9 protein-coding genes are annotated in these 12651 nt (G+C 61.4%); 7 read left to right on the top strand and 2 right to left on the bottom strand.

From position 1 onward, the window contains the following. Window positions 1-50: 50 nt before the first annotated feature. Complete coding sequence (locus ACTJKS_RS23225) at window positions 51-1001, bottom strand: DUF1853 family protein (RefSeq protein ID WP_262948560.1); 951 nt, start codon at window positions 999-1001, stop codon at window positions 51-53. 115 nt (window positions 1002-1116) lie between these two features. Between ACTJKS_RS23225 and ACTJKS_RS23220 the strand changes: the two genes are divergently transcribed. Genes ACTJKS_RS23220 through pepN form a run of 6 tightly spaced genes read left to right on the top strand, consistent with a single transcriptional unit; the run spans window position 1117 to window position 7632 of the window. After that, window positions 1117-2007, top strand: coding sequence for an NAD(+) kinase (locus ACTJKS_RS23220; RefSeq protein ID WP_003224174.1), 891 nt, complete (start codon window positions 1117-1119; stop codon window positions 2005-2007). Continuing rightward, the gene (locus ACTJKS_RS23215) at window positions 2004-2978 is read left to right on the top strand and encodes a metallophosphoesterase (RefSeq protein ID WP_371917819.1); all 975 of its coding nucleotides are present in this window, start codon (window positions 2004-2006) and stop codon (window positions 2976-2978) included. The genes ACTJKS_RS23220 and ACTJKS_RS23215 overlap by 4 nt, the downstream gene beginning before the upstream one ends. After that, window positions 2975-3844 carry a rhomboid family intramembrane serine protease gene (locus ACTJKS_RS23210; RefSeq protein ID WP_041067247.1) on the top strand — a complete coding sequence of 290 codons (870 nt, stop codon included), beginning with the start codon at window positions 2975-2977 and terminating at the stop codon, window positions 3842-3844. Before ACTJKS_RS23215 ends, ACTJKS_RS23210 begins: the two co-directional genes overlap by 4 nt. 32 nt (window positions 3845-3876) lie before the next feature. Beyond that, window positions 3877-4137, top strand: a complete 261-nt coding sequence (locus ACTJKS_RS23205; protein ID WP_003224178.1) for a YeaC family protein — start codon at window positions 3877-3879, stop codon at window positions 4135-4137. After that, the gene (locus ACTJKS_RS23200) at window positions 4134-4964 is read left to right on the top strand and encodes a DUF2797 domain-containing protein (protein ID WP_262948562.1); all 831 of its coding nucleotides are present in this window, start codon (window positions 4134-4136) and stop codon (window positions 4962-4964) included. Before ACTJKS_RS23205 ends, ACTJKS_RS23200 begins: the two co-directional genes overlap by 4 nt. A 10-nt stretch (window positions 4965-4974) precedes the next feature. Next, entirely contained in the window at window positions 4975-7632 is a 2658-nt protein-coding gene (gene pepN / locus ACTJKS_RS23195) for an aminopeptidase N (protein WP_262948563.1), read from the top strand. A gap of 141 nt (window positions 7633-7773) precedes the next feature. Here pepN and katG read toward each other — a convergent pair whose 3' ends face one another. Then, window positions 7774-10044: a catalase/peroxidase HPI gene (gene katG / locus ACTJKS_RS23190; RefSeq protein ID WP_262948564.1), complete on the bottom strand. Its 2271-nt coding sequence runs from the start codon at window positions 10042-10044 to the stop codon at window positions 7774-7776. A gap of 334 nt (window positions 10045-10378) precedes the next feature. On the opposite strand from katG, the gene ACTJKS_RS23185 reads away from it, so the two are divergent. After that, entirely contained in the window at window positions 10379-12415 is a 2037-nt protein-coding gene (locus tag ACTJKS_RS23185) for a TonB-dependent receptor (RefSeq protein ID WP_108182940.1), read from the top strand. Window positions 12416-12651 lie beyond the last annotated feature (236 nt).

Here is a 12651-nt window from a genome sequence, read left to right as displayed (position 1 = left end):
TGTGGGAGCTGGCTTGCCAGCGATGGGGCCGGTGCAAACACCGCAAAATCTCAGGCCTGGCCCGGCACATTCGGCCAAAGATCCGCCACCAGAAACAACCGCTCCGCCTCTTCCCATTCGCCCTGCGCATTCTCGGTCAGGCGCACCAGCAGTTGCGCCGGGGCCATCGGTTCCAGGTCGTCCAGCCACATCTGCAGATGTTCAGCACTCCAGGTCTGATCCGCCGGGTAGTGTGCCGGCGCCAGCCATGCATGGCGGGGCAGGGGTTGCCAGCGCCCGGCCGGACGTTGAGCGACGAACGCCGGCCAATCCTTCTGATGCAGCCAGCTCCCGCGCAAATGTTGCGGATGCGCGCCGCTCGGTGATGCAGACGTGCCGGGCCACGGGTACAACAGGTAGCCGCCCAGCCACAACTGCGCACTGAACACTTCGATATCCAGCGTGGCCAGTACCGCACGGCTTTCCGGGCGCGCCGAGATCGGCAGCTGGTGTTCGGCCAGATGCGCCAGTTTGCGGTCCAGTCGATCGTGGCAACCCGGCCCCAGCCACTGCGCCGGGTCGTGGCCGTCGCCATTCTGCGGGCCGAGATAGAGCTTGATCGCCAGTTCCAGGTGATGCACGCCGTCGCGGTCGCGCAGCAGCATGTCCAGTTCACCGAGGGTGTGGCCTTCGCGGCGGATCGGCAGGTTGGCGGCAATCAGTTCGATGCCCGGCGCATGCTCCACGGCAAACTGCCACAACCGCTCGTAATACAGGCCCAGCCGCCGCGTGCGCGCCTGCGACAGCCAGTGCAACAAGCCATAACTGTCACGATCGAGTTGCCGCAGCCAGTGCTCCAGGCGCGGGGGATCGCTGACCCAGTCGCTGCCGGCCAGCGGATGGCGCTGCGGCCAAGGCGTCGCCGCAAGCATGGGCGGGGCGAGAATCACCCACGCCAGATCCCGCACTTCCGGATGGCGTAATTGATGTGGCAACTGGAGCAGGTCGGGAAACAGGATCATCTTGCGAGCATAGCCTGAAACACGCGCGCACCCTTGACGCTGAAAGGATTTTGTCTATGGCGGGCTTTCGCCCATAATCGTGCTTTTCGCGTTTTCGATTGTCCGCAGAGGTCCCATGGAGCAATTTCGTAATATCGGCATCATCGGTCGCCTGGGCAGTTCCCAGGTGCTGGATACCGTCCGCCGACTGAAACGCTTTCTGCTCGATCGTCACCTGCACGTGATTCTCGAAGACACCATCGCCGAAGTCCTGCCGGGCCACGGCCTGCAAACCTCGTCGCGCAAGATGCTCGGCGAAGTCTGCGACATGGTCATCGTCGTCGGCGGGGACGGCAGTTTGCTCGGAGCTGCACGCGCATTGGCCAAGCACAATATTCCAGTGCTGGGGATCAACCGTGGCAGCCTCGGCTTTCTGACGGATATTCGCCCCGATGAGCTGGAAGTCGAAGTGGCCAAGGTGCTCGACGGCCACTATCTGGTAGAAAACCGTTTCCTGCTGCAAGCCGAAGTCCGCCGCCACGCCGAGGCCATCGGCCAGGGCGATGCGCTGAACGATGTGGTGCTGCACCCGGGCAAGTCGACGCGGATGATCGAGTTCGAGCTGTACATCGACGGCCAGTTCGTCTGCAGCCAGAAGGCCGACGGTCTGATCGTCGCCACCCCGACCGGTTCTACCGCTTACGCGCTGTCGGCGGGTGGCCCGATCATGCATCCCAAGCTCGACGCCATTGTGATCGTGCCGATGTACCCCCATATGTTGTCGAGCCGGCCAATTGTGGTCGATGGCAACAGTGAGCTGAAAATCGTCGTGTCGAAAAACATGCAGATCTACCCGCAGGTCTCCTGCGACGGGCAGAACCACTTCACTTGCGCGCCGGGCGACACCATCACCGTCAGCAAAAAAGCCCAGAAGCTGCGGCTGATTCATCCGCTCGACCACAATTACTACGAAGTCTGCCGGACCAAACTCGGCTGGGGCAGCAAGCTGGGTGGTGGAGGCGACTGATGCTCGATCCCGCGCGCAGTTATGACTTGATTGGTGACGTGCACGGATGCGCCCTGACCCTCGAACACTTGCTTGACCGTCTCGGTTATCACAAGCAGGGCGGGGTCTGGCGGCATCCATCGCGCATGGCCGTGTTCGTCGGCGACATCATCGACCGTGGTCCGCGGATCCGCGAAGCCCTGCACATCGTCCACGACATGGTCGAGGCCGGGCAGGCGCTGTGCATCATGGGCAACCACGAATTCAACGCACTGGGCTGGAGCACGCCGGCGCTGCCGGGCAGCGGCAAGCAGTTCGTGCGCGAACACACGCCGCGCCATGCACGCCTGCTGCAAGAAACCCTGACCCAGTTCGAAGATCATCCGGGCGACTGGCATGACTTCCTCAACTGGTTCTACGAACTGCCGCTGGTGGTCGATGCCGGACGATTCCGCGTGGTGCACGCCTGCTGGGATGCCAGCCTGATCGAACCGTTGCGCGGTCTGTTCCCCGATGCGCGTATCGACGAGCACTTTCTCCAGGCCTCGGCCGTGCCCGGCAGTTTTGCCTGCACGGTGTTCGACCGCTTGCTGCGCGGCACCGACATGCGCCTGCCGGATGGCCTGACCATGACCAGCGGCGACGGTCTGGTGCGTTCGTTCTTCCGTACCAAGTTCTGGGAAGACGATCCGAAAACCTACGGCGACATTGTCTTCCAGCCGGATGCACTGCCGGAGCCGGTGGCGCAGAAGCCGCTGACCTCCAGCGAAAAAAACAACCTGCTGCGCTACGGCATCGACGAGCCGTTGTTGTTCGTCGGCCATTACTGGCGCAGCGGCAAACCGGCGCCGATCCGCCCGAATCTCGCGTGTCTCGATTACAGCGCGGTGCTCTACGGCAAACTGGTGGCCTATCGTCTGGATCAGGAAACACGCCTGGATCCGCATAAATTTGTCTGGGTCGATGTCGAGCGGCCGGAGGTGCTGCAATGAGTGCGGTAGCGGTATTGCGTCTGCCACTGGCGGTGGATTTGAGTGGTTTCGTCAAGCTGCTGCAACGGATGCAGGTACCGCATCGGGTCAGTGAAGAGGCGGGCGAGCAGGTGCTGTGGGCCCCGGCGGAAATCAGCGAGGACGTGCGTTCGCTGTACGAGCGCTTCCCGGCCGGCGATCCCGACCAGCAACTGGACATCCCGCTGGCGCCAACCTTCAAGCGCCCGAGCTTCGCCGAGCAACTCAAACACGCCAAGGCCACCGGATTGATCCTGCTGCTGAGCCTGCTGGTCGGTGGCCTGACCTATCTGGGCGACAACCTCGAAACGATCCGCTGGCTGACGTTCCTCGACTTTCGCGTGGTCGGCGAGTACATCCAGTTCACCCCGCTGGCCGACAGCCTGGCGGCGGGGCAGTGGTGGCGCCTGTTCACGCCGATGCTGCTGCACTTCGGCATCCTGCACCTGGCCATGAACGGCATGTGGTACTGGGAGCTGGGTCGGCGCATCGAGTCACGTCAGGGCAGCATCAATCTGCTCGGTCTGACCCTGCTGTTCAGCCTGGTGTCGAACTACGCGCAGTTTGCCTGGAGCGGCCCGAGCCTGTTCGGCGGCTTGTCCGGCGTGCTTTACGGACTGCTCGGCCACTGCTGGATTTTCCAGTTGCTGGCGCCGAATCCGGCGTATCGCCTGCCGCGTGGCGTGCTGGTGATGATGCTGGTGTGGCTGGTGATCTGCATGTCCGGTCTGGTCTCGATGATCGGGTTCGGCCAGATCGCCAACGCCGCCCACGTCAGCGGGTTACTCATCGGATGCTTCACCGGTTTGTTGGGCGGTTTGTATAACCGCCGTAAACTGGCCGCCTAACATTTCAGTGAATAAAGAGCACGGAGACCCAGATGTCCTCTTTTAACGACATGATCAAGAACATCACCCCGGACATCTACGAGAGCCTGAAACTGGCCGTGGAAATCGGCAAGTGGTCCGACGGTGGCAAACTCACCGCCGAACAGCGCGAGCTGTCGCTGCAGGCGATGATCGCCTGGGAAATCCAGAACCTGCCTGAAGACCAGCGCACCGGTTACATGGGCCCGCAAGAATGTGCGTCGAAGTCGATCGAAGTACCGAACATCCTGTTCAAGTCGGATGCCATCCATTGATCGAGATTGGCCGCGGTGCAATCAGCAAAATGTCGGCGCGCCTGGACGGGCCGAATGTGCAATACGCGTTTCGTCTGGATGACGTCGAGGTGCCGGTCAACCCCATGATCGGCACCACGGTGCGTCTGGAGTACCTGGGGGCGATTCATTGCACCCATTGCGGGCGCAAGACCAAAACCAGTTTCAGTCAGGGTTACTGCTACCCGTGCATGACCAAACTGGCGCAGTGCGACCTCTGCATCATGAGCCCGGAGCGCTGCCACTTCGAGGCCGGCACCTGCCGTGAGCCAGCGTGGGGCGAAAAATTCTGCATGACCGATCACGTGGTCTATCTGGCCAACTCGTCGGGGATCAAGGTTGGCATCACTCGTGCTACCCAGTTGCCGACCCGCTGGCTGGATCAGGGCGCGAGTCAGGCGCTGCCGATCATGCGCGTCGCCACACGTCAGCAGTCGGGCTTCGTCGAAGACCTGTTCCGCAGTCAGGTGGCCGACAAGACCAACTGGCGCGCCTTGCTCAAGGGCGATGCGGCGGCGGTGGATCTGGCCCAAGTGCGCGACCAGTTGTTTGAAAGCTGCGCCGAAGGCTTGCAAGGTCTGCAACAGCGATTCGGCCTACAGGCAATTCAGACGATTGCCGATGTAGAACCGCTCGAAATCCGCTATCCGGTCGAGCAATATCCGGCCAAAATCGTCAGCTTCAACCTGGACAAGAACCCGATTGCCGAAGGCACGCTGCTGGGAATCAAGGGGCAGTACCTGATTTTTGACACCGGCGTGATCAACATTCGTAAATACACGGCCTATCAACTCGCCGTGCATCAATAAGGATTCCAGCATGCGCACCGAACAACCGAAGATGATTTACCTGAAGGACTATCAGGCGCCCGAGTACCTGATCGACGAGACGCACCTGACCTTCGAGCTGTTCGAGGACCACAGCCTGGTCCACGCGCAACTGGTGATGCGCCGCAACCCGGAGCGTGGCCCGGGCCTGCCGCCACTGGTACTCGACGGCCAGCAGCTGGAACTGCTGTCGGTGACCCTGGCCGACCAGGAACTGGGCGCCGGCGAATATCAGCTGACTGAAAACACCCTGACCCTGCAGCCGGCCAGCGCCAGCTTCACGGTCGACACCAGCGTCAGAATCCACCCGGAAACCAACACCGCGCTGGAAGGCCTGTACAAGTCCGGCACGATGTTCTGCACCCAGTGCGAGGCCGAAGGCTTCCGCAAGATCACTTATTACCTCGACCGCCCGGATGTGATGAGCAAGTTCACCACCACGGTGGTCGCCGAGCAGCACAGCTACCCGGTCCTGCTGTCCAACGGCAATCCGATCGCCTCCGGCCCGGGCGAAGACGGCCGGCATTGGGCGACCTGGGAAGACCCGTTCATGAAGCCGGCGTACCTGTTCGCGCTGGTGGCCGGTGATTTGTGGTGTGTCGAAGACACCTTTACCACCATGACCCACCGTAATGTCGCGCTGCGCATCTACGTCGAGCCGGAAAACATCGACAAGTGCCAGCACGCGATGAACAGCCTGAAGAAGTCGATGCGCTGGGATGAAGAGGTCTACGGTCGCGAGTACGACCTGGACATCTTCATGATCGTCGCCGTCAACGACTTCAACATGGGCGCGATGGAGAACAAGGGCCTCAACATCTTCAACTCCAGCGCCGTGCTGGCCCGCGCCGAAACCGCCACCGACGCCGCGCACCAGCGGGTCGAGGCGATCGTCGCCCACGAATATTTCCACAACTGGTCGGGCAACCGCGTGACCTGCCGCGACTGGTTCCAGCTGTCGCTCAAGGAAGGCTTCACCGTGTTCCGTGACGCCGGTTTCTCCTCGGACATGAACTCGGCCACGGTCAAGCGCATTCAGGACGTGGCGTACCTGCGTACCCACCAGTTCGCCGAAGATGCCGGTCCCATGGCCCACGCGGTGCGCCCGGACAGCTTCATCGAGATTTCCAACTTCTACACCCTGACCGTGTACGAAAAGGGCTCGGAAGTGGTCGGCATGATTCACACCCTGCTGGGCGCCGAAGGCTTCCGCAAGGGCAGTGACCTGTACTTCGAACGCCACGACGGTCAGGCCGTGACCTGCGACGATTTCGTCAAGGCCATGGAAGACGCCAACGGTGTCGACCTGACCCAGTTCAAGCGCTGGTACAGCCAGGCCGGCACACCGCGTCTGGCGGTCAGCGAGTCCTACGACGCTGCGGCGAAAACCTACAGCCTGACCTTCCGCCAGAGCTGCCCGGAAACCCCGGACAAAGTGGAAAAACTGCCGTTCGTGATCCCGGTCGAACTGGGCCTGCTCGACAGCAAGGGCAACGAGATTGCCCTGCGTCTGGCCGGTGAAGCGGCAGCGCAAGGTACCAGCCGTGTGATCTCGGTGACTGAAGCCGAGCAGACGTTCACCTTCGTCGACATCGCTGAACACCCGCTGCCATCGTTGCTGCGTGGTTTCTCGGCGCCGGTCAAACTGAGCTTCCCGTACAACCGCGACCAGTTGATGTTCCTGATGCAGCACGACAGCGATGGCTTCAACCGCTGGGATGCCGGTCAGCAACTGTCGGTGCAAGTGCTGCAGGAATTGATTGCCCAGCAGCAGAAGGGCGAAAGCCTGGTGCTCGATCCGCGTCTGATCTCGGCGCTGAAAACCGTGCTGTCCGATGAGTCGCTGGATCAGGCCATGGTCGCTGAAATGCTTTCGCTGCCGAGCGAAGCGTATCTGACCGAAATCAGCGAAGTGGCAGATGTCGAGGCGATTCACAGCGCCCGCGAGTTTGCCCGCAAGCAACTGGCGGACAACCTGTTTGAAGCGCTGTGGCTGCGTTATCAGGCCAACCGCGATTTGTCGAAGCAGACGCCGTACGTGGCCGAGGCCGAGCACTTTGCCCGTCGTGCACTGCAGAACATTGCGCTGTCGTACCTGATGCTCAGCGGCAAGCCGCAAGTGCTGGCCGCTACGCAAGAACAGTTCGAAAACAGCGACAACATGACCGAGCGCCTGACTGCGCTGGCGGTGCTGGTCAACTCGCCGTTCGAAGAACAAAAGGCCAAAGCGCTGGCAACTTTCGCCGAGCACTTCAAGGATAACCCGCTGGTCATGGATCAGTGGTTCAGCGTGCAGGCCGGCAGCACGTTGCCGGGCGGTCTGGCACGGGTGAAGACGTTGATGCAGCACCCGGCGTTCAACATCAAGAACCCGAACAAGGTGCGTGCGCTGGTCGGTGCGTTTGCCGGGCAGAACCTGATCAACTTCCACGCCGCCGACGGTTCGGGCTACCGCTTCCTCGCGGATCTGGTGATCGAATTGAACGGCTTCAACCCGCAGATCGCCTCGCGGCAACTGGCGCCACTGACCCGCTGGCGCAAGTACGACAGCGCCCGTCAGGCGTTGATGAAGGCTGAGCTGGAGCGGATTCTGGCGTCGGGTCAGTTGTCGAGTGATGTGTACGAAGTGGTGAGCAAAAGCCTGGCGTAACGCTCGCCTTATCAATATTTCAGGCGAACACAAAACCCTGTAGGAGCTGTCGAGTGAAACGAGGCTGCGATCTTTTGATTCTGGTTTTTTAAATCAAGATCAAAAGATCGCAGCGTGCCGCAGCTCCTACAGTTTATTGCGTTATTTCAGATCAAACCGATCCAGCTCCATCACCTTGGCCCACGCCGCCACGAAGTCCTTCACAAACTGCTCCTTCGCGTCAGCACTCGCATACACCTCGGCCAGCGCGCGCAAAATCGCGTTGGAACCAAACACCAGATCAACCCGCGTCGCCGTCCACTTCACGCTGCCGGTCTTGCGGTCGCGTCCTTCGAACTCGTCTGCCGCCGGTGAGGTCGGCTTCCACTCCACGCCCATGTCCAGCAGGTTGGTGAAGAAGTCGTTGCTCAGCGTTTCAGTGCGCGAGGTGAACACGCCATGCCGGCTTTGCCCGACGTTGGCCCCCAATACCCGCAGACCACCGACCAGTACGGTCATTTCCGGAGCGGAGAGGGTCAGCAGTTGCGCCTTGTCGATGAGCAATGCTTCGGCGGAAACGGTGTATTTGCCTTTGCTGTAGTTACGGAAACCATCGGCAATCGGTTCGAGGAAACCAAACGACTCGACATCGGTTTGCTCCTGAGTCGCATCGGTTCGACCTGGATTGAACGGCACCGATACCGAGTGCCCGGCGTTTTTCGCCGCTTGTTCGACCCCGGCGTTACCTGCCAGCACGATCAGATCTGCCAGCGACACTTTCTTGCCGGATGAGCCGGCGTTGAACTCGTTCTGAATGCCCTCAAGGGTTTTCAGCACCTTGTCCAGTTGCTCCGGCTGATTGGCCTGCCAGAATTTCTGTGGGGCCAGACGCAGACGGCCACCATTGGCGCCGCCACGCTTGTCGGAACCACGGAAGGTTGATGCGGCGGCCCATGCGGTGGACACCAGTTGCGACACCGACAGCCCGGACGCCAGCACTTTGCTTTTCAGCGCGGCGGCATCGTTGCTGTCGATCAGCGGGTGAGTGGCCTCAGGAATCGGGTCTTGCCACAGCAGTTCCTCGTTCGGCAGTTCCGGTCCGAGGTAGCGCGACAGTGGGCCCATGTCACGGTGGATCAGCTTGTACCAGGCGCGGGCGAAGGCGTCCGCCAGTTGGTCCGGGTTGGCCAGGAAGCATCGGGCGATCGGCTCGTAGATCGGGTCGAAACGCAGCGCCAGGTCGGAGGTGAGCATGGTAGGCGAGAGTTTTTTGCTTGGATCGTGCGCGTGTGGGACGGTGCCAGCCCCCGCGCCGTTTTTCGGTTTCCACTGGTGCGCACCGGCCGGGCTTTTGAACAGTTCCCACTCGAAACCGAACAGGTTTTCCAGGTAATTGTTGCTCCACTGGGTCGGGGTAGTGGTCCAGGTGACTTCGAGGCCGCTGGTGATGGTGTCGGCGCCTTTGCCGGTGCCGAACGCGTTGCGCCAACCGAGACCTTGTTCTTCCAGCCCGGCCGCTTCCGGCTCAGGCCCGACATTGTCGGCAGGGCCGGCGCCGTGGGTCTTGCCGAAGGCGTGACCGCCGGCGATCAGGGCCACGGTTTCTTCGTCGTTCATGGCCATGCGACCAAAGGTTTCGCGGATATCGCGACCCGAGGCGACCGGATCAGGATTGCCCTCCGGGCCTTCCGGGTTGACGTAGATCAGGCCCATCTGCACGGCGGCCAGCGGGTTTTCCAGGTTGCGTTCGCCCTGATCGGTGCGGCTTTCCTCTTTGCCATGCAGATCCGGTTCGGCCACCAGTGTGCCGTCCCCGGGTTCTTGCATGGATGACTTGTCTTTGCCGTAACGGCTGTCGCCACCGAGCCATTCGCGTTCCGAACCCCAGTACACGTCTTCATCCGGCTCCCAGACATCGGGACGGCCGCCGGAGAAACCGAAGGTCTTGAAGCCCATGGATTCCAGGGCGACGTTGCCGGTGAGCACGATCAGGTCGGCCCAGGAAATATTGCGACCGTATTTCTGCTTGATCGGCCACAGCAGGCGCCGGGCCTTGTCGAGGCTGACGTTGTCCGGCCAGCTGTTGAGCGGGGCGAAACGCTGCTGGCCGGACCCGGCGCCCCCGCGCCCGTCGGCAGTGCGATAGGTGCCGGCACTGTGCCAGGCCATGCGGATGAACAGTGGGCCGTAGTGGCCGAAGTCGGCTGGCCACCAGTCCTGCGAGTCGGTCATCAGCGCGCGCAGGTCTTGTTTCAGGGCCTGGAAGTCCAGGCTCTTGAAGGCTTCAGCGTAGTTGAAGTCCTTGCCCAGCGGATCGGACTTGGGCGAGTGCTGGCTGAGGATCTTCAGGTTCAGTTGATTCGGCCACCAGTCACGGTTCGTCGTACCACCACCGGCAGCGTGGTTGAACGGGCATTTCGATTCATTTGCCATGTTCGGATCCTTATCAGGTCTTGTGCGGCCGGCTCATGCCGACTTCGGACTAGTAAGGCTAGACCCGACTCGGGCAACCAGCTAATAGGCCGACTATTGGAGGTTGATAGGCGCAGTCTTTCAGCGTTTTTGCCTGTTGCGCAGGCTGGATGAATGTCTGATTCGACCCTGAAATCCCCGTGCTTGAGGGCTTGCTGCAAAACGGAGTGCGAGAATGGTGATGACAGAAAGAAATGTTATTGTATAACATAAAAAAGATTTCATTCTGTTTCTGCCAGCGTTACTCGCCAAACGCCGGCAGCGATCTCATTTTTCTGCTCATGGAAGTTCTGAAATGCCTGCCCGTTCCCAACCCCTTCAACGACGCCTGACTCCTCTGGCCGCCGCGCTGCTTGTTGCTTCACCCGTGTTCGCCGCCGAGCCGCTCGAACTGCAACCGCAAGTCATCACCGGCAAACCGCTGGGCAGTCAGACCCTGGCATCGCCCTCGACCGTCCTCAGCGGCGACGACCTCACTTTGCAGCAGAAGGGCAGTCTCGGCGAGACGCTGAACAAGCAGCCCGGCGTGTCCTCGTCGTACTTCGGCCCGGGCGCGAGTCGGCCGATCATTCGCGGGCAGGACGGTGACCGTATTCGCATCCTGCGTAACGGCGTCGGCGCGCTGGACGCCTCGTCGCTGTCCTACGATCACGCGGTGCCGCTGGATCCGGTCAACGTCGAGCGCATTGAAATCGTCCGTGGCCCGGCGGCGTTGCTGTACGGCGGCAGCGCGATCGGTGGGGTGGTCAACACCTTCGATAACCGCATCCCCACCGAAGCCATCGAAGGCATTCACGGGGCCGGCGAGTTGCGTTATGGCGGGGCCGACACCACCCGCAGCAGCGCGGGGAAACTGGAGGCCGGCAACGGTCAGTTCGCTTTGCACCTGGACGCCAGCGCCCGTGAATTCAATGACCTGAAAATTCCCGGCTACGCCAAGACCGGCACGGCACGCGCCAACGACGACGGCGACTCGCGCAGGCATCGGCTCGCCAACAGCGACGGTCGTCAGGATGGCGGCGCCGTCGGCAGTTCCTACACTTGGGATGACGGTTACGCCGGGCTGTCCTACAGCCATTACGATTCAAACTATGGCTCGCCCGCCGAAGACGACGTGCGCATTCGCATGCAGCAGGAGCACTACGCGTTCGCCTCGGAAATGCGCAATCTCGACGGGCCGTTCAGCGCGATCAAACTTGATGCCGGCTACACCGATTACCAGCACCGCGAAATCGAGGGCGGTGAAGTCGGCACCACCTTCAAGAACAAGGGTTACGAAGCTCGGGTCGAGGCTCGGCATCAGCCGCTGGGCCCGTTCAACGGGGTGATCGGCGCCCAGGTCAGCCGCAACGAATTCTCGGCACTGGGCGAAGAAGCCTTTGTGCCGCACACCGATACCGACGCTGGCGCACTGTTCATTCTGGAAGAGTTGCAAGCCACTGAGCGCTTGCTGTTCACCCTCGGCGGACGCCTCGAACACACCAGCGTCGACCCGGACGCCAAAGGCAATGAGCGCTTTGCCAATGCCGACCGCTCCAGCAGTTTCACCGCCGGCAGCCTGTCGTCCGGCGCGGTGTACACGCTGACGCCGATCTGGTCGGTCGCCGCGACTTTGGGCTACACCGAACGCGCGCCGACGTTCTATGAGTTGTACGCCAACGGCGCCCACGTCGCGACCGGCACCTATGAAGTCGGCGATACCGGGCTGTCGAAAGAAAAAGCCGTGTCCAGCGACCTCGCACTGCGCTTCGACAACGGCACGCACAAGGGCAGTGTCGGTGTGTTTTACAGCCACTTCTCCAACTACATCGGCTTGCTCGGCACGGGCCGTACACTGAATGACGAAGGCGAAGAGGATGCTGGCGGGATTCCCGAATACACCTACTCGGGCGTGCGTGCACGTTTCAGCGGCATCGAGGCGCAGGATCGCTGGACGCTTGGCGAAAATGCCTACGGCAAATTTGCTTTGGAGCTGTCAGGCGATTACACCCGCGCCAAGAATCTCGACAACGGCCAGGACCTGCCGCGCATCGCGCCGCTGCGCTTGAACAATGGTTTGCTGTGGGAACTGGATCGCTGGCAGGCGCGGATCGATATCGAACACGCCAGCTCGCAGCACCGTGTGCCAGACAACGAAAGCAGCACCGACGGCTACACCACGCTGGGCGCCAATGTGGGTTATCACTTTGATGTCGGCCAGAGCAAATGGCTGGCCTTCGTCAACGCCGAGAACCTGACCAACCAGACCGTGCGGTACGCCAGTTCGATCCTGCGTGATATTGCACCGGCACAAGGGCGCAGCATTCAGGTCGGGTTGCGCACGACGTTCTGATAGCCCTTCGCCCCCCTGAAGGAGCTTCCGCAGCCTGCGGCAGCTCCTTCAGGGGCATCAGCTTGATTGTGCGGTGTCATCCTCCGGCAGTGCATCCGGCGGATTTTCCTTCCCCGGTAACTCGGTGATCACACTGAAATCCGTGACCTCGATCGCGCCCAGTCCATAGCCGGCTCATACATTGTCGCAAACTGCTTTGATACCGCAGTTAATTGTCTTTTTTAAACTTCTTATTT

It is taken from the genome of Pseudomonas sp. 22189, assembly GCF_052045635.1.
Taxonomy (GTDB): domain Bacteria; phylum Pseudomonadota; class Gammaproteobacteria; order Pseudomonadales; family Pseudomonadaceae; genus Aquipseudomonas; species Aquipseudomonas parakoreensis.
Note: the sequence above shows the minus strand (reverse complement) of the source record. Positions and strands in the feature narration are given on the sequence as shown.